The 21,723-nt window shown below is 67.8% G+C and carries 21 protein-coding genes; 9 read left to right on the top strand and 12 right to left on the bottom strand.

All coding sequences use genetic code 11. From position 1 onward, the window contains the following. Positions 1–54: 54 nt before the first annotated feature. The gene (locus DI276_RS32115) at positions 55–1,194 is read left to right on the top strand and encodes an acyl-CoA dehydrogenase family protein (protein ID WP_112270353.1); all 1,140 of its coding nucleotides are present in this window, start codon (positions 55–57) and stop codon (positions 1,192–1,194) included. Here the strand turns inward: DI276_RS32115 and DI276_RS32110 are convergent. Together DI276_RS32110 and DI276_RS32105 are read right to left on the bottom strand one after the other, a co-directional pair. Beyond that, entirely contained in the window at positions 1,191–2,399 is a 1,209-nt protein-coding gene (locus DI276_RS32110) for an amidohydrolase (RefSeq protein WP_112270351.1), read from the bottom strand. The genes DI276_RS32115 and DI276_RS32110 overlap by 4 nt on opposite strands. A gap of 52 nt (positions 2,400–2,451) precedes the next feature. After that, complete coding sequence (locus tag DI276_RS32105) at positions 2,452–3,375, bottom strand: aldose 1-epimerase family protein (RefSeq protein WP_408610597.1); 924 nt, start codon at positions 3,373–3,375, stop codon at positions 2,452–2,454. Here DI276_RS32105 and DI276_RS32100 point away from each other — a divergent pair. Continuing rightward, entirely contained in the window at positions 3,374–4,150 is a 777-nt protein-coding gene (locus DI276_RS32100; protein ID WP_112270349.1) for an MBL fold metallo-hydrolase, read from the top strand. The genes DI276_RS32105 and DI276_RS32100 overlap by 2 nt on opposite strands. Continuing rightward, positions 4,147–4,866, top strand: a complete 720-nt coding sequence (locus DI276_RS32095) for an AAA family ATPase (protein WP_112270347.1) — start codon at positions 4,147–4,149, stop codon at positions 4,864–4,866. Before DI276_RS32100 ends, DI276_RS32095 begins: the two co-directional genes overlap by 4 nt. A 1-nt stretch (position 4,867) precedes the next feature. Here DI276_RS32095 and DI276_RS32090 read toward each other — a convergent pair whose 3' ends face one another. Next, positions 4,868–6,262, bottom strand: a complete 1,395-nt coding sequence (locus tag DI276_RS32090) for an APC family permease (RefSeq protein ID WP_112270345.1) — start codon at positions 6,260–6,262, stop codon at positions 4,868–4,870. Between the two features lie 72 nt (positions 6,263–6,334). On the opposite strand from DI276_RS32090, the gene DI276_RS32085 reads away from it, so the two are divergent. Then, positions 6,335–7,123: a hypothetical protein gene (locus DI276_RS32085; protein ID WP_112270343.1), complete on the top strand. Its 789-nt coding sequence runs from the start codon at positions 6,335–6,337 to the stop codon at positions 7,121–7,123. Here DI276_RS32085 and DI276_RS32080 read toward each other — a convergent pair. The 8 genes from DI276_RS32080 to DI276_RS32045 all read right to left on the bottom strand — a co-directional run bounded on the left by DI276_RS32080 (position 7,107) and on the right by DI276_RS32045 (position 15,862). Further along, the gene (locus tag DI276_RS32080; protein WP_232837063.1) at positions 7,107–8,369 is read right to left on the bottom strand and encodes an MFS transporter; all 1,263 of its coding nucleotides are present in this window, start codon (positions 8,367–8,369) and stop codon (positions 7,107–7,109) included. The two genes, DI276_RS32085 and DI276_RS32080, sit on opposite strands and share 17 nt — an antisense overlap. A 57-nt stretch (positions 8,370–8,426) precedes the next feature. Beyond that, entirely contained in the window at positions 8,427–10,361 is a 1,935-nt protein-coding gene (gene asnB / locus DI276_RS32075; protein WP_112270342.1) for an asparagine synthase (glutamine-hydrolyzing), read from the bottom strand. Between the two features lie 482 nt (positions 10,362–10,843). After that, on the bottom strand, positions 10,844–11,500 hold the full coding sequence (gene pdxH, locus DI276_RS32070) for a pyridoxamine 5'-phosphate oxidase (protein WP_112270340.1): 657 nt from the start codon (positions 11,498–11,500) through the stop codon (positions 10,844–10,846). 155 nt (positions 11,501–11,655) lie between these two features. Then, positions 11,656–12,354, bottom strand: a complete 699-nt coding sequence (locus DI276_RS32065) for an urease accessory protein UreD (protein WP_112270338.1) — start codon at positions 12,352–12,354, stop codon at positions 11,656–11,658. Next, positions 12,351–12,986, bottom strand: coding sequence for an urease accessory protein UreG (ureG, locus tag DI276_RS32060; RefSeq protein ID WP_332874724.1), 636 nt, complete (start codon positions 12,984–12,986; stop codon positions 12,351–12,353). Before ureG ends, DI276_RS32065 begins: the two co-directional genes overlap by 4 nt. After that, positions 12,976–13,587 carry an urease accessory protein UreF gene (locus DI276_RS32055; protein WP_112271363.1) on the bottom strand — a complete coding sequence of 204 codons (612 nt, stop codon included), beginning with the start codon at positions 13,585–13,587 and terminating at the stop codon, positions 12,976–12,978. Before DI276_RS32055 ends, ureG begins: the two co-directional genes overlap by 11 nt. Then, positions 13,584–15,266 (bottom strand): urease subunit alpha, encoded by a 1,683-nt coding sequence (locus DI276_RS32050; RefSeq protein WP_112270334.1) that lies wholly within the window; start codon positions 15,264–15,266, stop codon positions 13,584–13,586. The genes DI276_RS32055 and DI276_RS32050 overlap by 4 nt, the downstream gene beginning before the upstream one ends. After that, the gene (locus DI276_RS32045; RefSeq protein WP_112270332.1) at positions 15,263–15,862 is read right to left on the bottom strand and encodes an urease subunit gamma; all 600 of its coding nucleotides are present in this window, start codon (positions 15,860–15,862) and stop codon (positions 15,263–15,265) included. Before DI276_RS32045 ends, DI276_RS32050 begins: the two co-directional genes overlap by 4 nt. A 144-nt stretch (positions 15,863–16,006) precedes the next feature. Here DI276_RS32045 and DI276_RS32040 point away from each other — a divergent pair, with 144 nt between their 5' ends. From DI276_RS32040 to serC, 5 genes are all read left to right on the top strand, one after another. After that, the gene (locus tag DI276_RS32040; RefSeq protein ID WP_112270330.1) at positions 16,007–16,831 is read left to right on the top strand and encodes an ABC transporter ATP-binding protein; all 825 of its coding nucleotides are present in this window, start codon (positions 16,007–16,009) and stop codon (positions 16,829–16,831) included. After that, positions 16,828–17,628 (top strand): ABC transporter permease, encoded by an 801-nt coding sequence (locus DI276_RS32035; protein ID WP_112270328.1) that lies wholly within the window; start codon positions 16,828–16,830, stop codon positions 17,626–17,628. The genes DI276_RS32040 and DI276_RS32035 overlap by 4 nt, the downstream gene beginning before the upstream one ends. Further along, a complete protein-coding gene (locus DI276_RS32030) occupies positions 17,607–18,662 on the top strand; it encodes a sensor histidine kinase (protein WP_157985074.1) in 1,056 nt (351 codons plus the stop codon). The genes DI276_RS32035 and DI276_RS32030 overlap by 22 nt, the downstream gene beginning before the upstream one ends. Then, on the top strand, positions 18,659–19,261 hold the full coding sequence (locus DI276_RS32025; protein WP_112270324.1) for a response regulator: 603 nt from the start codon (positions 18,659–18,661) through the stop codon (positions 19,259–19,261). Before DI276_RS32030 ends, DI276_RS32025 begins: the two co-directional genes overlap by 4 nt. A 112-nt stretch (positions 19,262–19,373) precedes the next feature. Continuing rightward, a complete protein-coding gene (serC, locus tag DI276_RS32020) occupies positions 19,374–20,501 on the top strand; it encodes a phosphoserine transaminase (RefSeq protein WP_112270322.1) in 1,128 nt (375 codons plus the stop codon). A 61-nt stretch (positions 20,502–20,562) separates the two neighbouring features. Here serC and DI276_RS32015 read toward each other — a convergent pair whose 3' ends face one another. Continuing rightward, positions 20,563–21,708 carry an ABC transporter permease gene (locus DI276_RS32015; protein WP_112270320.1) on the bottom strand — a complete coding sequence of 382 codons (1,146 nt, stop codon included), beginning with the start codon at positions 21,706–21,708 and terminating at the stop codon, positions 20,563–20,565. Between the last annotated feature and the right edge of the window lie 15 nt (positions 21,709–21,723).

Below are 21,723 nucleotides of genomic sequence, written 5' to 3'. Positions count from 1 at the left end.
GTGTACTGCGGTACGTCCTACAGTACAGCTACTAGTACACACCGGAGGTCGACGATGCCCGCCGAGCGGCTGCTCCCCACGCAAGAGGCAGAAGACCTGATCGCGCTGGTCAGGGAGATCGCACGGGACGAGCTGAAGCCCCACGCCGCGGACGCCGAGGAGAACGAGAAGTTCCCCCGCGAGGCGTTCCGCCTGCTGGGCAGGGCCGGCCTGCTGGGCCTCCCGTACGCCGAGGAGTTCGGCGGCGGGGCACAGCCCTACGAGGTGTACCTGCAGGCCCTCGAAGAGGTCGCCTCGGCGTGGATGACGGTCGCCGTAGGCCTCTCCGTGCACGTGATGTCCTGTTACGGCCTCGCCACCTTCGGCACCCGCGAGCAGCAGGACCGCTGGCTGCCCGAGATGCTCGAGGGCGAACTCCTCGGCGGCTACGCCCTGTCCGAGGTCCAGGCGGGCTCCGACCCGGCCGCGATGTCGACCCGCGCCGTCCGCCAGGGCTCCGAGTACGTCGTGAACGGCACCAAGGCGTGGATCACCCACGCCGGCGCCGCCGACTTCTACACCCTGATGGCCCGCACGTCCCCGGACGGCGGTCGCGGCATCTCCTGCTTCCTCGCTCCCGGCGACGCACGCGGCCTCTCCGCCGACACCCCCGAGCGCAAGATGGGCCTGACCGGCTCGATCACCGCGCAGCTGCAGTTCGACGACGTCCGCTTCGGCGCGGACCGCCTGATCGGCGCCGAGGGCGACGGCCTGAAGATCGCACTGTCCGCTTTGGACTCCGGCCGCCTGGGCATCGCCGCCTGCGCGGTGGGCCTGGCCCAAGCCGCGCTCGACGAAGCCGTGGCCTACGCCAAGACCCGCACCCAGTTCGGCCGCCCGATCATCGAGTTCCAGGGCCTCGAGTTCCTGCTCGCCGACATGGCCGCCGCCGTGGAATCCGCCCGCGCCACCTACCTGCACGCGGCCAGGCTGCGCGACCGCGGCCGCCCGTTCCGCCAGCAGGCGTCGATCGCCAAGCTCATCGCCACCGACGCGGCGATGAAGGTGACGACCGACGCCGTGCAGGTGCTCGGCGGCGCGGGCTACACCCGCGACTTCCCGGTCGAGCGCTACATGCGCGAGGCCAAGGTCCTGCAGATCTTCGAAGGCACCAACCAGATCCAGCGCCTGGTCATCGGCCGCGGCCTCCGCTAGCGCTCCCGGTAGAAGGGGTCGGCCACGACCCCTTCACCCTTCCGCTCGTCGAACGCGTAGACCTCGCGCCCCTCCACGTACACGTGCAGGGCCCGGCTCATCACGTCCAAGGGATCCCCGGACCAGATCACCACGTCCCCGTCCAGCCCCGGCTTCAGCGCTCCCACCCGGTCCTGCAACCCCATGATCTTGGCCGGGTTGACCGTCAACGCCTTGATCGCAACCTCCGGGTCGAGCCCTTCCTTCACCGCCAACGTGGCCTGGTGCACCAAGAAGTGGATCGGCACCACCGGATGGTCCGTGGTGATCGCCAGCTCCACCCCGGCCCGCGCCAAGATCCCGGGGTTCCGCAGCCCCCGGTTGCGAACCTCCACTTTGGACCGCGACGTGAACAACGGCCCGATGATCACCGGAATCTGCTTCTCCGCAATGAGATCCGCGATCAAGTGCCCTTCCGTGCCGTGGTTGATGATCAGCTTGTAGCCGAACTCCTCCGACAACCGGATCGCCGTCGCAATGTCATCAGCCCGATGCGCGTGCTGGCACCACGGCAGCTCACCGCCGAGCACCTTGGCCAAGATCTCTTGCGTGTTGTTGCGCTCGAAGGCTTTCCCGTCGGCCTCAGCCTCAGCCTTCTTGGCCACATAATCCTGCGCCTTGGTCAGCGCGTCCCGGATGACCGCCGCCACCCCCTGCCGCGTGGACGGCAACTTCCCCTTGTCGCCGTACACCCGCTTGGGGTTCTCCCCCAACGCGCTCTTCACGCTGACGGGCTCCTTGACGAGCATCTCGTCGACGGTCCGCCCCCAGCACTTCACCGCAACCGTCTGCCCACCAATGGGGTTGCCCGACCCGGGCTTGATCACCGCCGTGGTCACGCCACCGCTGAGCGCGTCCCCGAACCCCAAATCAGCCGGGTTGATCGCATCCAACGCCCGCATCCGCGCACCGACGGGATCCGTCATCTCGTTGGTGTCCTGCCCGGCCCACCCCTCGGCCTCCTCGTGGACACCGATGTGCCCGTGCGCCTCGACAAAGCCGGGCAACACCCAGGCCCCGTCCGCGTCGACGACCTCAACCCCGTCCGGGATGTCGACGTCCGCACCAACCGCGACGATCTTCCCGTCCTGAATCAGGACAGTGCCGCCCTCGACAGGCTCCCCGTCGACGGGCACGACGTAGCCCCCGGTGATCGCGATGTTCATGGTTAGCAACGCTAACGGTTGCGCCCGCGTTCCGCTACGACAGCGCCTTTTCCTACAGGGGCTTGATCCCCCACCGGGCACCCCAGGACTCCCCAGGAGCCACCCAGATCAGATCGGTTCCGGAGTTCAACGCGTCCGGCGGGCACGTCATCGGCTCGATCGCCACCGCCCGCCCGCGGTCCGGGTAGGAGTCCGGCGTGTAGACCTGCACCCACCGGAAGGCCGGGTCCGCCCACACCTCGACCCCTCCGCTGTCCGACGACAACGAATGGTGCACCAGCCCGTCACGCGCCGGCTCACACCCACCGAACGGCGTGTCCAGGTGCACGTTGGCCAGCGAGCGCCCGGCGCGGAAGTCGAACTCGGTCCCCTCAACCGGCTCAGCTGCCCCAGAGGGCACCATCCGGTCAACATCCAGCGGCAGCACAGTAGTGGCGGAAAGCGTCAAAGTGCACGAGTCAGTGGCAGCATTCCCAGCCCGCGGATACGGATGCGTCCCCACCCCGAACGGCGTAGGAACATCCCCGACGTTCTTGACCCCGTGCGTAACAGTCAGCCCATGATCATCCAGCGCGTACGACACAGTGGCGCGCAAAGCCGCAGGCCACCCAGCCTGAGGCTCGATCAAGGTCTGCAACGACACCAACGACCCGGTGTGCTCCAGCACCGACCACGGCCGCCGCCGAACCAGCCCGTGAATCGCGTTCCCCCGCGCGGGCTCGGTAACTTCAAGCTGCTGGACCACCCCGTCCAGCACCCAGGAAGCCCCAGCAGTCCGGTTGGGCCACGGGACCAACACGGCCCCGGCGCTCATCGGCGGCTTCTCGTCCGGGCCGAACGTCTCCACATACGGAACGCCGTCCACCTCGAAAGACCGCAGGCCTGCGCCTACAGTCGTGATCACAGCGGTGGCACCCTCGTACGAGATCCCCAACATGAGGCTGAAGCCTACGGGGCCAGAGGAAGGATTCCCCATGAAGGTTCATCACCTCAACTGCGCGACGATGCGTCCGCCCCTGGTCGCCGGCGGGATCGTGGCGCACTGCCTGCTGATCGAGACCGACCAGGGGCTGGTGCTGGTCGACACCGGTTTCGGCACGCACGAGGTCATGAACCCGAAGGGCACCATCGACGGCCTCAGCCGCACGTTGCTCAAGCCGCTCCTGGACATCAACGAGACGGCGATCTACCAGGTCGAGAAGCGCGGTTACGGCGCCGAGGACGTCCGGCACGTCCTGCTCACCCACCTCGACCTCGACCACGCCGGCGGGCTGCGGGACTTCCCGAACGCCACCGTGCACGTGCTGGACACCGAGCTGGAGGCCGCGACCAACCCGCGCAACGTCAAGGAGCGGGCGCGGTACCCGAAGGCGCAGCGTGCAGGCGTCACGTTCCAGACGCACAAAGCAGAGGGTGAGGACTGGTTCGGGTTCGAGGCCGTCAAGAACATCCCCGGCCTCCCCGAAGACATCCTCATGGTGCCGCTCATCGGCCACACCCGCGGCCACACGGGCATCGCCGTCAACTCCGACGACGGCTGGCTGCTGCACGCGGGTGACGCGTACTTCTACCGCGGCGAGGTCGAGACGCCGCCGAGCAACATCTTCGCGCTCAAGCTGACGGCCAAGCAGACCGAGACGATCCGCCCGCAGCGTCTGTCCAATGTGGAACGGCTGAAGGAGCTCAAGGCGCAGGGCGAGGTCGAGGTCTTCTGCGCCCACGACCCGGTCGAGCTGGCTCGCCTCGGATGACCTTCATCAAACAGATCCGCCTCGACCAGAACGCTGACACGCACCGGTACCCGTTCACGCTGCCGGTCGTGCAGCACCTGCTCAAGAACCCGATTGAACTGCGGAAACCCGTCACGTTCCTGGTCGGCGACAACGGTGCGGGCAAGTCGACGCTCGTCGAGGCGATCGCGGTGGCGGCCGGGTTCAACGCGGAGGGCGGCACGCAGTCGTTCAACTTCGCAACCAAGGCCACCGAGTCGTCGCTGGGCGACTACCTCACGCTCAGCTGGGGCATCAAGAAGCCGCGCACGGGATTCTTCCTGCGCGCCGAGTCGTTCTACAACGTGGCGACGGAGATCGACCGGATCGGCGACGGGATCCACGCGTCGTACGGCGGAAAGTCGTTGCACGAGCGGTCGCACGGCGAGAGCTTCATGGACCTGATGACGCACCGGTTCGGCAGCAGAGGGCTCTACGTGCTGGACGAGCCGGAGGCGGCGCTGTCCGTCAAAGGCTGCCTGACCGTCCTGCGGCGCATGCACGAGCTCGTCGACGAGGGCTCGCAGTTCATCATCGCCACGCACTCGCCGATCCTGCTCGCCGCGCCGAACGCGCAGATCCTGGAGATCACGGACGGCGTCATCGACGAAGTCCCTTACGACGCAGCGGAACCGGTCGCGCTCACCCGCAACTTCCTGGGTGAGCCCGACCGGTTCCTGAGGCACCTGCTGGACTGAGCTACTTGCCGAGCTTCTCCGGGTGGATCTCCACCTTGCCGTGCAGCACGCGGTTGATGCCCCAGAGCACCAAGCCCGCGAGCAGCAGCCAGCCCGCGATCTTGTAGTCGTCCCACGGCCGGCCGGACAGCACCGGCATCGCGAGGTACCCGCACGTGAGCGCGCCGAGCACCGGAGCCCACGTGGGCGCCCGGAAGTGCTTGTGCTCGGACTTTTCGCGACGCAGCACGAGGCACGCGACGTTGACGATGGTGAAGACGATCAGCAGCAGCAACGACGTCGTGCCGCCGAGCTTGCCGATGTCCGCAGTGGACACCAGGATCACCGCGACGCCGGTCGTGAAGACGATCGAGATCCACGGCGTGCGGCGGAACGGGTGCACCGTGCCGAAGAACCCCGGGATGATCCGCTCGTTCGCCATGCCGTACAGCAACCTGGACGCCATCAGCATGTTGATCAGCGCCGAGTTGATGACGGCCAGCAGACCGATCAGCGCGAAGATCCACAGCGGGAATCCCGGCGCGCCAACGGTGACGACCCGCAGCAACGCGCTGCTGCCTGCCTTCGCCAGTTCGCTGGACGGGATCAGCAACGACGACGTGATCGCGACCATCACGTAGATCGCGGCCGCGATGGCCATGCCGACCAGCATCGCCCGCGGGAAGATCTTCACCGGGTCACGGCACTCCTCCGCCATGTTCACCGAGTCCTCGAACCCGACCATCGCGAAGAACGCGAGCGCCGTCGCCGAGGTGACCGCGAGCAGCACGGTCGAGCCCGACGGCACGTGGATCTCGGTCAACCGGGACGGCTCACCGTCGCCGACCGCGATCGCGTACACGCCGATCGCGATGATGATGACCAGACCGGAGAGCTCGATGCAGGTCAGGATCACGTTGGCCTTGACCGACTCCGACACGCCGCGGAAGTTGATGATCGCCAGCGCCGCGATGAAGACGATCGCGATGCCGGTGATCACCAGCGACTCCGGGCTGAGCGTGACGTCGAAGAACTCCACCAGCAGCTGCCGCAGGTACGTGCGGCCGAAGGCGAGCGCCGCCGAGGACGCCGAGGTGATGCCCGAGCACATGACCGCGAACGCGACCATGAACGTCAGGAAATGGATCTTGAACGCTCTGTTGGTGTAAAGCGCCGCTCCCGCAGCCTTGGGATACTTCCCCACGAGCTCCAGGTAGCTGAACGCGGTGAGGAACGCGACCACGAACGCGAGCAGGAAGGGCAGCCAGAGAGCGCCACCGATCTTTCCGGCCACGTTGCCGGTGAGCGCGTAGATACCGGTTCCGAGGATGTCGCCGACGACGAAGAACAGCAGCAGCTTCGGGCCGATTGCCCGATGTAGCTCTGGTTGCTCCGTTTGTGGAGTCGCTTCAGCCATGCTCTGGGATTGTGCCCGTTTTGCCTGACCACCAGCGGCGACGGACCCCTACCTCACCCATATGGTGTAACCATGAAACGCACGGCAACTCTGCTCGTCGCCGCTCTCGCACTGACCGCCTGCACGTCGTCGCCACCGCAGCCGGAACAGCCGACCCAGTACTCGGACGTGCAGAGCCTCGTGGCCGCGGTGTCCAAGGCGGTCAACGAGAAGAAGACCTACCGCTTCGGCATCGCGCCACCGACGACGACGGGCGGCCTCACGGCCCCGGCGAACGGCGTCGTGCGGCTCGGAGACGTCCCGAGCATCGACGCCACCACCAAGCGTCCGGTGCAGACCGGTGGCAAGGACGAGGAACTGCGGTTCGTCTCGACCACAAAGGACAGCGCGTTCGTGAAGGTGCCGCCGGTGTTCGGCCTGCCGCAGGACAAGCCGTGGGTGCGGCTGGTGCGGACGGACACCGACGACTTCACCAGCACGATGCTGGGCTTTTACGACGTGATCTACCAGCAGGCCGTCTTCACGACGTACCACCTGCCGGTGCTGCGGGCGGGCGGCGAGCTCAAGCTGGCCGCGCAGACCGGCGAGCGCACCCGTTACTCGATCGCGGTCGACTACAAGAAGGCCTACGACGCGCTCACCGACGAGAAACTGCGCAACGAGATCAAGCTCGCCCTCGACCAGGGCGTCACGAGCTCGGCGGGCGAGATCGAGATCGACGGCAGGGGCCTGCCGCTGGGCATCAAGTTCTCCACCCAGTTCCAGAACACGCTGATCGTCGACGAGGCTCGCTTCACCGACTGGGGCACCGACGTGCCGATCGCCGAGCCGGCCGCGAACGAGATCAGCCCGCGGAACTGACCCGGTAGCGCCAGATCGCGGGCAACAACACCACCATCACCACGGTCGCGACGATCACCAGCACACCACCGGCGGTCACCGCCGCCGCAGTGCCGAACGCCGCACCGCCCGTGCCGTGCAAGAGGTCCGCGATGCGGGGCCCACCCGCCACGACGACGATGAAGACGCCCTGCATCCGCCCGCGCATCTCGTCCGTCGCGGCGGACTGCAGAATCGCGCCCCGGAACGCCATGGACACCATGTCCGCGGCTCCAGCGAGCGCCAGGAAGGCCGCAGCGACCCACAACGACCCGGCCAGCCCGAAGCCCATGATCGCGAGCCCCCAACCCACCACAGCCAACGCGACCGCAACCCCGTGCCGCTGCACGTTCGAGATCCACCCGGACGTGAGCCCGCACAGCACCGCGCCGACCGGAATCGCCGCGAACAGCACGCCCAGCGCGAAGCCACCACCGGCCGGATCGCCGAACGTGTGCTGGGCCATCTCCGGGAACAGCGCCCGCGGCATGCCGAACACCATCGCGATGATGTCCAGCAACATGCTGGCCAGCAGCACCTTCTGTGCCCACAGGTAGACGAACCCGTCGAGCACGTCCCGCAGCCCCGCGCGCCGCACCACCCCGTCCAGCGGCGGCATCGAAGGCAGCATCCACACCGCGTAGACCGTGACGACGAGCGCGATCGCGTCCACCAGGTACAGCGTCGGCAACCCTACGACCGGCATCAACGCACCGGCGAGCAACGGCCCGAGCACCGCACCGAACTGCATGACCGTCGACCCGAGGGCCCCGGCAGACGGCAACAACTCGGCGGGCACCAGCCGCGCGATCGAGGCCTGCCTGGCCGGCGCGTTGGCCGCGAAGAACACCTGCTGCAACCCGAGCAGCGCGATGACCAGCCACACCGAGCCGACGTTCAGCGCCGCCTGCACCCACAGCAGCACCGACGACACGGCGATGCCGATGTTCGTGACGAGCAGCAGCTTGCGCCGGTCGACCGTGTCCGCGATCGCACCGCCCCACAGCCCGAACACGAGCAACGGCACCAACGCGACACCAGCGGCGATGCCGACCCACGCGGACGACCCGGTGAGGTCGTAGACCTGCTTGGGCACGGCAACGGCGGTGAGCTGGGAGCCCACCGCCGTGACGATCGTGGACAGCCACAACCGGCGATAAGCGACGATCTTCAACGGTCGAGTGTCGATCACGAACGTCGAGCGCGCGCTTCTCCCCACAGTGGCCACATGGTTAGCCTATGGCAACTAACAAGTGCTTTACGTGAACGTGTCGTCAACACCACTTCAGAGACGCACGGGGTAGACCGGTTCCGGCACCTTCGGACTGATCCGGCCCTCGACGAAGATCCCGTGCCAGATCATGAAGCACAGCACGGACCACAACTGCCGGCTGCGGTCGAACTGCTCCGACCTGTGCTCCTCCAGCAACGCCAGCACCGCGTTCTTGTCGAGCAGGTGCCCCGTCTGCGAGTCGGCGATGATCCCGCGCGTCCAGTCGTACATCTCGGCCCGCAACCAGTGCCGGATCGGCACCGGGAACCCGAGCTTGGGCCTGTTGAGCACGTGCGGCGGGATGATCTTCGCCAACGCCTTCCGCAACGCGTACTTGGTCGTCCCCTCGGTCAGCTTCTGGTCCAGCGGCACCTCGGCCGCGACCTTGAACACCTCGGGATCCAGGAACGGCACCCGCAACTCGATCGAGTTGGCCATGGTCACCTTGTCGGCCTTGACCAGGATGTCCCCGCGCAGCCACGTGAACAGGTCGATGTGCTGCATGCGCGCCACCGGGTCCCAGCCCTCGGACTCGCGGTACCAGGGCGCCGTCACGTCCTGGAACCCAATGCCCTCCACATACCCCGGGAACACCGCCCGCACCTGCGCATCACTGAAGTTGCGCGCGTTCCCGTAGTACCGCTCTTCCAGCTTGAGGGATCCGCGCCGCAGCAAGTCCTTGCCGCGCACGCCTTCCGGAATCGTCTTGGACACCGCGCCCATCAACTTCCGGACGCCACCGGGCACCTTCTCGAACGGCGACAACGAAAGCGGCTCGTGGTAGATCACGTACCCGCCGAACAGCTCGTCCGCACCCTCACCGGACAAGACCGCTTTCACATACTTCCGCGCCTCCCGCGCGATGAACCACAACGGCACCAACGCCGGGTCGGCCACCGGATCATCCAGGTACCAGATGATCAGCGGCAGCTCCTCCATCATCTCGTCCGGCGACACCGTCCTGACCACATGCCGCACCCCGATCGCCGCCGCCGTCTCCGCGGCAACGTCCACCTCGGAGTACCCCTCGCGATCAAACCCGCTGGTGAACGCGATCAAGTTCGGGTTGTGCAACTTGGCCAACGTAGCCGTGGCCGTCGAGTCGATCCCACCCGACAAGAACGCCCCGACCGTCACGTCAGGGTCCGAGATCATGTGCTTGGCCACCGAGTCCCGCATGACCTCGGCAATCCGCTCGTGCAACGCCTCAGCCTCGTGCGCCCCGTTCACCGGCTTGGGCGCGAACACCGGCTTGAAGTACCGGTTGAACAGCACCTGCCCACCGGGCGAGACCTTGAACGACGTCCCGGACTCCACCCTCCGGATCGCCTTGTGCAGCGACTCCGGCTCCGGCACGTACTGCAACACCAAGTAATGCTGCAGCGCCGTCTGATCCAGCTCCTGGCTGATCCCCAGCACCCCGGTCAGCTGCAGCAACGACTTCTTCTCCGACGAGAACGCCACCCCACCAGGCCCAGCGGCCCAGAACAACGGCTTGATCCCGAACGGATCCCGCGCTCCGAACACGACCCGCTCCTGCGAGTCCCAGATCATGAACGCGAACATCCCCCGGAGCCGCTTGACCCAGTCCGCACCGAGGTAGTGGTACCCGGCGACGACCGACTCGCCATCGCCCTGCGTCTTGAACTGCGCCCCGAACTCCCGAGCCAGCTCAGCCCGCAGCTCCAGGTAGTTGTAGATCTCGCCGTTGTAGTTCAACGTGTACCGGGTCGGGTTCTCCGGCGGCCCCCACACCAACGGCTGGTGGGAGTGATCCAGGTCGATGAACCCCAACCGGTTGAACCCGTAAACCACCTCAGCGTCGGCCCAGGTGTCCTGCTCATCGGGCCCACGATGCCTCTGACACCTCAACGCCGCAGCCACAGCGCCGCGCGCGGAGGCCGCAGCGGCCTCGGTGGAACAGATGAGTCCGAGCACTCCGCACACGTGAAATCGCACCTCGTAGCTAGCCGTACCTGAAATCCCAGTATGCCCGCACCAAAATCGGGCACTTCCCCAGCCTGAGGACGCGCAGCCACCCAGCAAGGTTCCGCACGCCACGCTGAAGGCGGAGATCAGCCCCGATGCCGAAGGCGAGGCGACCCGATGGCGCAGCCGAGGCGTTTGAACGCTTGAAACGCGGTGCGGGCGGGTCCCCGTCACGAGTCGTGCCTGATCGTTTGCCGCGCCACCTACGCAACAGGCAGCCGCCGTAAGCAACAGGCGTGCCATCAACCCGCGTGCAGCGCTGGCCCCCCGATCAGATTGGCGGGGGGTTTGGGGGCGGCGCCTCCCAAGGGGAAGCACGCACGGTGAACGGGAGCGCGCAACATGGGGGACGACCTACGCAACCGACGCGCACCCCCCAGAACAGCAAAAGGGGCGCCTCCCGCCCACAGGAAGCGCCCCATCCGCAAAAGTCTCAAGGACTACGGAGCAACCCGCTCCAAAGCCCACCCATCCCGCCCCAACCGGAACCGCAACCGATCATGCATCCGATCCCGACGCCCCTGCCAGAACTCAACCTCTTCAGGCCGAACCCGCCACCCACCCCAATGCGGCGGCACAGGAATCTTCTCGGTGTCCGCAAACTGCCGCTCGATCTTGTGCAGCGCAGAATCCAATGTGGATCGCCCAGTGACCACCCGAGACTGGGGCGAAGCCCAGGCCCCGATCTGCGACCCACGAGGCCGCGAGTTCCAGTACTCGGCAGTCTCCACAGGCCCGACCTTCTCCACGGTCCCGCGCACATGCACCTGACGCTGCATCGCGAACCAGGGGAAGGTGGCCGAGGCATACCGAGTGGCCATCAAATCGTGAGACTTGTTCGAGGTGTAGTTGGTGTAGAAGACCACCCCACGAGCGTCAAGCCCCTTCAACAGCACGGTCCGCGACGAAGGACGCCCCTTCGTGTCGGTCGTCGCGAGCACCATCGCGTTGGGCTCGGGCAGCCCGGCTCGGGTGGCCTCGTCCAACCACACCTGGAGCTGTTCGTGCCAGGTGGCGGCAAGCTCCGACTCGCTCAGCGAGCCCTGCTCGTATGACACGCGCATCGCCGGTAGCGCGATGTTCGTGGTCTCCGTCATCGGCGAACCTCCAAGCAGCGGCAGAACTCGTGGTCCCTGGACCCGCGACCATACGCACGGCGAACGAATGGCGAAACCGCCTGCGCGGTGATGACCACCACCTGAACGGTGACTGTCCGTACAAAGAACAGTTCTGGATCGAGTCCGTGATCGAGTCAGATGGCGTCGAGCACACGTGTGACCGTGACCACGTCATCACCCAAAGCGGTAGCAAGACTTCCGCCCGCTGCCAACGGAACGACGTTCCACCACGCGCCGCCGTCGGACGGTCGCGAAACCGCGTCCAGCATCAGCGACGTGCCCACGACCCGCTTGCCCGCGAGACCGGCCGACGACGAATCGAGCGGCGAGCCGACGATGAGCTGCTGGTGCAACAACGGCTTCCCGCAACGGGTTGCGCGCACCGACGTGGACAGCGTGCCGGCCGTTTCACCCGCCCGGCCGAGCACCAGAACCTCACGCAATGACAACTCTGCGTGACTGTCCAATTCGGCCTCCACCACTGCGGTGTGGCGAGCACGAGCAGTCACCACGGTCGGCTCCGGCAAGTACCGAACAGCGCCCTCCACGGCGAACCGCACGACTGAAGAAGACGGCAGACCGGTCGGGCCGGGCAGCATCAGCGTCGCCGCCACTCCGCGTAGATCAAGTGAGGCTCCAGGGCCGACTTCGACGCTGAGCTCGAGCGCGTCTCCACCGAGCGGGGACGTCACCGAGCTCACCAGGTGGACCAGAGCCACCGGTCCGACCCGACGCGCAGGCACCAAGGTCAAAGGCGACTGCGACCGCAGGACTCGCACGACGCTGTTGCCGTGCGAGTCCAGCCCCACCACCAACCGTGCGGACGCCTTCACAGCTGCGCCAGCACCCACTTGGCGACCTCGGGCGCCTCAGGCGTCTCGACCAACGACTGCGCGATCACGGGCAACGAACCGCGCATCCGGTGCGCGTCGGAGATCATCACGTCCATGTCGGCGCCGACGAACGGTGCCAGGTCGATCTTGTTGATCACCAGCAGGTCCGCGGTCGTGACGCCGGGGCCGCCCTTGCGGGGCACCTTGTCGCCGCCGGCCACGTCCACGACGAAGATCTGCTTGTCGACGAGACCGCGCGAGAAGACCGCGGTCAGGTTGTCGCCGCCGCTCTCGATGATCACCAGGTCCAGCGAGGAGAACTTGTGTTCCAGGCGCTCGACGGCGTCCAGGTTCGCGGTGATGTCGTCCCGGATCGCGGTGTGCGGGCAGCAACCCGTCTGCACGGCCTCGATGCGCGCCGGGTCCAGCACGCCGGCTCGCCGCAGGAAGTCCGCGTCCTCGGTCGTGTAGATGTCGTTCGTGACGACCGCCAACGACAGCTGCGACCCCAGAGCGCGGCACAACGCGGCCGTCAGGGCGGTCTTGCCGCTGCCGACCGGGCCGCCGATGCCGATGCGCGGCGCCACCCCGTGGTGGTGGTCGTGCGGGTCGGGCCCGTGGTTAGCTCCCAAAGAGACGCACCCCTTCACGTCGAACATGTGCCTCGGCCAGGAGATCCAAGGCAGGTGAACCGAGCGCGGGCAGTTCCTTGCACGCCCGCGCGGCGACGTCTTCCACCGGAAGCGCCGCCACGATCGCATTGACCCCGAACGGGTCGAGTCCCAGCAGCCTCACCGCCGCCGACGCAGGTCCGCTCACGGCAAGATAAGCGCAGGTCAGAGCAGCCTCATACGGCTCGTCGACCAGCACCCCGATCACCAACGGCTGGTGCGGAGACGGCGGCAACGACGAAAGCCGCGCGGAAGGCCAGGCCCGCCGAGCCGCACGCAACATGCCACGCCCCTGCGCCCGCGACGCCTCGCGCTGGGCAGGCGACGGCGTGCGCGCATCCAACTCCGCATCAAGCAGCTCGAGATCCTCACCCCGAGCCGCCGCAGCCGCGAACCCGGCCGCCAGCAACCCGGCGGTGAGCAAACGGCCGTGCAGGAACGACTCCAGCGACGGCTCGTCGACGACCAGCCCGCGCGCGGCGGCCTCCTCGAGACCACCGGAGTGCACGTGTCCGCCACCCGGAAAGCGGGAGTCGGCGAGGATCAGCGCGGTCAGCATCAGAACAGGAAATATCGTTGAGCCATCGGCAACTCCGCCACCGGCGAGGGCTCCACCAACGCGCCGTCGACGTGCACGGCGAAGCTGTCCGGATCCACCCGCACGTCCGGCATCGCGTCGTTCAGCACCATGTCGGTCTTGGTGACCGAGCGCGTGGACGAAACCGGGACCACCCGCCGCGCGTACCGGTCCGCGATCCCGGCCTCGATGGCCTCCGGTGCAACGAAGAACACCGAGGAAGCCGCACCGGCCGTGGCACCGAACATCGGCCGCGCCCACACCGGCTGCGGCGTCGGGATCGAAGCGTTGGCGTCACCCATCTGACCCCACGCGATGAACCCGCCCTTCAGCACGACGGAAGGCCGCACACCGAAGAACTTGGGCTCCCACAACACCAGATCGGCGAGCTTGCCGACCTCCACCGAGCCGACCTCGCCGGCGATCCCGTGCGCGACAGCAGGGTTGATCGTGTACTTCGCGACGTACCGCTGAGCCCGCAGGTTCGCGTCCAGCGACCGGCGCGACTGCATCACGTGCGCGGTCTGCCACGTCCGGATGATCACCTCACCGACCCGGCCCATCGCCTGCGAGTCGGACGAGATCATCGAGATCGCGCCCAGGTCGTGCAGCAGGTCTTCGGCCGCGATCGTGGTCGGCCGGATCCGCGACTCCGCGAACGCCAGGTCCTCCGGCACCGACGGGTTGAGGTGGTGGCAGACCATCAGCATGTCGAGGTGTTCTTCGAGCGTGTTGACGGTGTGCGGGCGCGTCGGGTTCGTCGACGACGGCAGCACGTTCGGCAGCGAGACGACCCGGATGATGTCCGGCGCGTGCCCGCCACCGGCACCCTCGGAGTGGTAGGCGTTGATCGAGCGACCCGCGATGGCGTCCACAGTGGACTCCAGGAACCCGGCCTCGTTCAACGTGTCGGTGTGGATCGCCACCTGCACACCGGACTCGTCCGCGATGCGCAGACAGGCGTCGATCGCGGCCGGCGTCGTGCCCCAGTCCTCGTGCAGCTTGAACCCGCCCGCGCCGCCGACGAGCTGCTCGCGCAGGCCCTCTTCGGAGACCGTGTTCCCCTTGCCCAGCAACAGCACGTTGATCGGCATGTGGTCCATCGACGTCAGCATCCGGTCGAGGTACCAGGCGCCGGGGGTGACGGTCGTGGCCTTCGTGCCCTCCGCCGGACCGGTGCCGCCGCCGATCAACGTCGTCAGCCCGGACGCCAGCGCCTCGTCGACGATCTGCGGGCAGATGAAGTGCACGTGGCAGTCGATGCCGCCCGCGGTCAGGATCTTCCCGTTGCCGGACAGGATCTCCGTGGACGGGCCGATCACCAGCGAGGGGTGGACACCGTCCATCGTGTCCGGGTTGCCGGCCTTGCCGATCGCGACGATCCGGCCGTCGCGGACGCCGACGTCGGCCTTCACCACGCCCCAGTGGTCGAGGATCACCGCACCCGTGATGACCAGGTCCGGCGCACCCTCGGCACGGGTCGCGACGCCCTGTCCCATCGACTCGCGGATCACCTTGCCGCCGCCGAAGATCACCTCGTCGCCGGAGCCGGCGCCGCGCGAACGGTCCTCGGTGACCTCGATGAAGAGGTCGGTGTCGGCGAGCCGGATGCGGTCGCCCACGGTCGGCCCGAGCAGTTCGGCATAGCGCTCGCGGTCGATCATCGCTGCAACCCCCGGACAATCCTCAAGCCTGCCAACGGAACCAGCGTGACCTCGCGCTCGACGCCCGGCTCGAACCGGACCGCCGTGCCCGCGGGGATGTCCAGCCGGTAGCCGAACGCGGCCTCCCGGTCGAACTCCAGCCCCGTGTTCACCGAGGCGAAGTGGAAGTGCGACCCGACCTGAACCGGCCGGTCGGCGACGTTGACGACCACCATGGTCACGCGCGGCCGGCCGGGGTTCAGCTCGACCGGTTCGGCGCCGACGACGACCTCACCGGGCGCCGGGCCGGCGGACGGCGCGATCGGGTGGTGGACGGTGACGAGCTTCGTGCCGTCCGGGAACGTCGCCTCGACCTGCACCGAGTCGATCATCTCCGGCACGCCGCGCATGACCTGCTCCGGCGCGAGCACCGTGCGGCCGCTCTCCATCAGGTCGCTGACCGTGCGGCCGTCCCGCGCGCCTTCCAGCACGTGGTCGGTGATCAACGCGACGGCCTCCGGGTAGTTCAGGAGGACCCCGCGTTCCAACCGGCGGCGGGCCACGTCGGCGGCGACGTGCACGAGGAGCTTGTCGCGTTCATGCGGCGTCAGATGCACCCGTTCGTTCTAACACGTGAAAGCGCGATATCGCGGAGTGGAAACACGGCCGAAACACGGTCGCGTGTCCATCGACCGGTTGACAGCCGGGGTCAGCGGTGCGGTCGTCCCGCGCGAGCAGGGCAAAACCGCAGGATTTACCCCATGAACGCGATTCGAGTGAGGGGCCTCACCAAGGCCTACAAGGGCCACCAGGCGGTGGCAGGGGTGGACCTCGACGTCGCCCGCGGCGAGGTGTTCGCCGTGCTCGGCCCGAACGGGGCCGGCAAGACCACGAGCGTCGAGATCCTGGAGGGACACCGCGACCGCGACGGCGGCGAGGTCAGCGTGCTCGGCGTCGACCCGGCCGAGGCCGGGCGGGAATGGCGGTCGAGGCTCGGCATCGTGCTGCAGAGCGCGACGGACGCCGCGACGCTCACCGTTCGCGAGGCGGTGCAGCACTACGCCAGGTACTACGCCGACCCGCGCGACCCGGAGGAGATCATCGATCTCGTCGGGCTCACCGAGAAGGCCAAGGCGCGCGCCGGCACGTTGTCGGGCGGCCAGCGGCGCCGGCTGGACGTGGCGCTCGGCATCATCGGACGCCCGGAACTGGTGTTCCTCGACGAGCCGACCACGGGCTTCGACCCGGAGGCGCGCCGCCAGTTCTGGGGTCTGATCAAGCTGCTAGCGGCCGAAGGCACCACGATCCTGCTGACCACGCACTACTTGGACGAGGCCGAAGCGCTCGCCGACCGCGTGGCCGTGCTCGCCGGCGGCCGGATCGTCGCCGAGGGCACGCCGCGGACGCTGGGCGGCCGCGCGCACGCCGACGCCACCGTGCGCTGGCTGTCCGACCGCGGCTACACCGAGATCAGGACTTCCGAGCCCACCAAGGCGATCGCCGAACTGTCCCGCAACGGCGAGCTGGCCGAGCTCACCGTCACCCGCCCGTCGCTGGAAGACGTCTACCTGGAGCTGATCAAATGACCACCGCGGTTGCTCTCCCCGGAACGCTGTCGCTCGGTCTCGCGAGGGGTGCGATCGAGCTGCGGGAGTTCTTCCGGCAGAAGGAAAACCTCATCTTCACGGTGTCGCTGCCCGCGATCCTGATGCTGCTGCTGGGCACCGTGTACGTGACCGAACCGGCGCACGGCCAGATGTTCGCGGCCAGCATGATCGGCGCCGGCATCATCTCGACGTCGTTCGTGGGCCTGGGCATGAGCGTCGTGGCCGACCGCGAGGACGGCACGCTGAAGCGCCTGCGCGGCACGCCGATGCCGTTCACGTCCTACTTCCTCGGCAAGATCATCCTGGTCTTCGTGTCGAGCCTGTTCGAGGCCGTGCTGCTGCTGGTCGTCGCGATGCTGCGGTTCGACGTGCAGCTGCCCTCGACCGCCGAGAAGTGGTTCACGTTCGGCTGGGTGTTCGTGCTCGGCGTGATCTCCTGCTCGCTGCTCGGTGTCGCGCTGAGCTCGATCGCGAAGTCGACCCGCAACGCGGCGGGCGTGCTGAACCTGCCGTACATCGTGCTGCAGTTCCTCAGCGGCGTGTTCCTCATGCAGTCGGCGCTGCCGGAGTCGCTGCGCGTGACAGGTTCGATCTTCCCGCTGAAGTGGGTGTGTCAGGGTTTCCGCTCGGTGTTCGCACTGAACGACGGCTACGCGGTCATGGAGGCGGCGGGATCATGGGAGCTCGGCAGGATCGCGCTGGTGCTCGGAGCGTGGACGATCGCGGGCCTGGTGCTCGTGAACAGGACCTTCAAGTGGAGCAACACCGCCAGCTGATCACCTGGTACGTGCTCTTCGCGCTGACCCAGATCACCACCCTGGTGATCGTCATGCTGGACCGCAACCCCCTCGCCGACCGGCTGTCGGCGGCGGGGTTGCTCGTCCTGAACGCCCTGTGGTTCGTGGGATACGGCAAGAAGCTGGTCAAACGCGGGAACGACGACTGGCGCGGTTTCGTCTACGCGGCCGGTTCGCTGGCCACCTGGGCACCGGCGGTCTGGTTCAGCGGCAACGCCACGTTCGCGTTGTTCGGCCTGGTGCCGCAGATCTACATGGTGCTGCCGGTGACGTGGGCGTTCGTCCCGATGGCGATCTTCGTCTTCACCCCGCAGTTCCTGACCTGGCTGGCGGGCAACGAATCCGCTCTGCCCTGGGCGGCCGCGCTGTTGATCATCGGCTTCTCCCAGGCGTTCGGGTGGGCGGTGCACCGGATCGCGCAGCAGAACCAGCAGCGCGGGGAGCTGCTGCAACGCATCGAAGCGCTGACGCTCGAGGCCGAGCGGGCCCGGTGGTCGGCGGAGATCCACGACACGCTGGCGCAGGGCTTCACGTCGATCATCACCCTGCTGCAGGGCGCGCAGCCGAACGTCGAACTCGCCTTGCAGACCGCGCGGGAAAACCTGCGCGAGGCACGTGCGCTGGTCGCCTCCAACGCACCGTCGCCTTTGGACGGTTCGTCGTTGGAGGACGCGTTGCGGAGATTGGTTTCTTCGCCGTCTTTGCCGTCCTCGTTCCGCGTGATCGGCGATGCGGTCGCGTTGCCGACCTCGGTGGAGGTGGTGCTGCTGCGGACCGTGCAGGAGGCGCTGAACAACGTGGCGCGGCACTCCGGGGCGTCACGGGTCGACGTGGTGATGCGGTTCGACGCCGACGGGGTGTCGTTGGAGGTGCGGGACGACGGCCGCGGGTTCGGCGATGCTTTGGAAGGTTTCGGCCTGCGGGGCATGCGTGCCCGGCTGGAACAGGTGGGTGGGACGCTCTCGTTGTCGAGCGATGAGGGGGCGTCGGTGCTGGTGGAGGTACCGCTGTGATCAGGATTCTGCTGGTGGACGACCACCCGGTGGTGCGTCAGGGCCTGCGCGGGATGCTCGTGGCCGACGATCTTCTCGTCGTCGGTGACGCGGGTTCCGGCCAGGAGGCGATCGCTCAAGCTGCCGCGTTGCAGCCGGACGTCGTGCTGATGGACTTGCGGATGCCCGAGATGGACGGGGTCGCGGCGACCGCGAAGATCGTCGGAACCGGACCGCGGGTGCTCGTCTTGACGACGTACGAGACCGATTCGGACATTCTTCGCGCGGTCGAGGCCGGGGCGTCCGGATATCTGCTGAAGGACTCGACGACCGAGGACCTGATCGCGGCGATCCGAGCGGCGGCTCGCGGCGAGACCGTGCTGGCGCCGTCGATGGTGGCGAAGGTCGTCGGGCAGGTGCGGACGCCGCCGCTGTCCGCGCGCGAGGCCGAGGTGTTGAAGCTGGTCGCGAAGGGCATGTCGAACGTCGAGATCGGACGGACGCTGTTCATCTCGGAGGCGACCGTGAAGACTCATCTGCTGAGGGTGTTCAACAAACTCGGCGTGTCGGACCGCACCGCCGCGGTCACGACGGCGCTGGATCGAGGCATGCTGCAGTGACCCACGACACCCGGCTGACACCTTCCGGCTACCCGCCTGCAACACTGTGAATCCCGGCAACGGCGCCGGTCAGGTCCATCTGCACAGTCCATCGCCCCGGAGGCGTGACCACATGACCCAGACCGCCGATCCGACCTCGTTGGCGCTTCCCGCCGAGCTCAAGCCGTCCGACGGCCGCTTCGGCTGCGGACCGTCCAAGGTGCGTCCCGAGGCCGTCGCGGCCCTCGCGTCCGAGGGTGCGGCGCTGCTCGGCACCTCGCACCGGCAGAAGCCCGTCAAGAACCTCGTCGGCCGGGTCCGCTCCGGACTGCGCGAGCTCTTCCAGCTCCCGGACGGCTACGAGGTCGTGCTGGGCAACGGCGGCACCACGGCGTTCTGGGACGCGGCGTCGTTCGGCCTGGTGCGCGAGACCGCTCAGCACTTCACCAACGGTGAGTTCTCGAGCAAGTTCGCCAAGGTCACGCAGACCGCGCCGTTCCTGAAGGACTCGCTGGTCACCAAGGCCGAGCCGGGCACCGCGCCCGAGCTCTTCTACGCCGAGGGCGCCGACCTGGTCGGCTGGGCGCAGAACGAGACCTCGACCGGTGTGGCGATGCCCGTCACGCGCATCGAGGGTGCCGGCGACGCGCTGATCGCGATCGACGCCACGTCCGGTGCGGGTGGTCTGCCGGTGAAGGCCGAGGACTTCGACGTCTACTACTTCGCGCCGCAGAAGTCGTTCGCGAGCGACGGCGGCCTGTGGCTCGCGCTCATGTCACCCGCGGCCCTCGCCAGGGTCGACGAGCTCAAGGACCGCTGGGTGCCGGAGTTCCTGTCGCTGCCGACCGCGCTCGACAACTCCACCAAGGACCAGACGTACAACACGCCGTCGGTCGCCACGCTGTTCCTGCTGGCGCACCAGATCGACTGGATCAACGGCAACGGCGGCCTGGAGTGGTCCGTCGCGCGCACGAAGGACAGCAGCGACCGGCTGTACTCGTGGGCCGAGAAGACCGCGTACACCACGCCGTACGTCGAGAAGGCCGCCGACCGCTCGCAGGTCGTCGGCACGATCAACTTCAGCGACGACGTGGACGCGGCGGTCGTGGCAAAGGTGTTGCGCGCCAACGGCATCGTCGACGTCGAGCCGTACCGCAAGCTCGGCAAGAACCAGCTGCGGGTCGCGATGTTCCCGGCCATCGAGCCGAACGACATCACGATCCTCACGCAGGCCATCGACTGGGTCGTCGGCCAGCTCTGAGTTCCGCGAAAGGCGGCAACCTGGGGTGCACCGACGAGTTCTCGGTGCACCCCAGGGCTTTTCAGGCGAGTGCTTCGGTGGGCGACTGGCGAGCCGCCCGCACCGCTGGGTAAACGCCGGCGATGGCGCCGATGACAACGGCCGCGCCCACTCCCCCGAGCAGGGCGGGCCACGGCAGCGCCGCCGGCCACTGCTGGCTGATCGAATATCCGGCCGTGACCGCGATTCCGACGATCACGCCGACCAGCCCGCCGAGGCCGGACAGCAACACCGACTCGGTGAGGAACTGCCACCTGATCTGCCGCCGGGTCGCCCCGAGCGCCCGCCGCAGACCGATCTCCCTGCGCCGTTCCAGCACCGAGATCACCATCGTGTTCGCCACGCCGACGCCTCCCACCAACAACGCGACCCCGCCCAATCCCAGGAACAACGCGTTGTAGGAGCTTTTCGCGAGCTGCTGCGCCTCCAGTGCCTCCGACGGCTTGGAGACCTTGACCTCGTTGGACTGCTGCGGGTTCAGCGTCGGACCGAGCAGCTTGCGAACGTTGTCGACCTGGTCCTCGGACGTGCGCACGTAGACGGTGTTGGCGTGACCCTCGAACCCGAAGGCCTCCTTCGCCGCCTCCCAGCCGATCAGCGCGGACCGGTCGATCTCCGGCGACAGCGGCAACGGGCCGAGGATGCCGACCACGGTGAACCACTGCCCGTCGATCCACAGCTGCACACCGGGCTTGTCGACGCCCAGCCGGGACGCCGCGGTGCCCCCGAGCACCACGGACTTCTCGCCGGGCGACAGCCACCGGCCCGCACGCACCTCGGCGTTGAGCACCTTCAGCAGGTCCTGCTCCGCCGCCTGCACCTGCAGCCCGAGCGTGTCACTCGACGGCACCAGGTCGTTCTTGCGAACGTTCGCGGAGATCTTGCCGGTGGCGCTCGCGGCCGACACCGCGCCGATCCGCTTGGCCATCGGCACCGCCGTCTGCGGCAGCTTCGCGTCCTGGCCGAAGAAGTCCTGGCCGGGCGCCGCGGTCAGCAGGTTCGTGCCCAGCTTGGACATCTTCTCCTGCAACGCCGCTGCGCTGGAGGCGGGAATTCCGACGACCGCGACCACCGCGGCGATGCCGATCGCGATGCCCAGCGCGGACAGCACGGCACGGACCGGGCGGGTCCGCATGCCGAAGAAGCCGAGGCGCAGCAGGTCGATCATGACGCCCTCCGAACG

The organism is Lentzea terrae, assembly GCF_003265345.1.
In the GTDB taxonomy this organism is placed as follows: Bacteria; Actinomycetota; Actinomycetes; order Mycobacteriales; family Pseudonocardiaceae; genus Lentzea; species Lentzea terrae.
The sequence above is the reverse complement of the archived record's forward strand: the minus strand, read 5'-3'. Positions and strand labels throughout refer to the sequence as shown.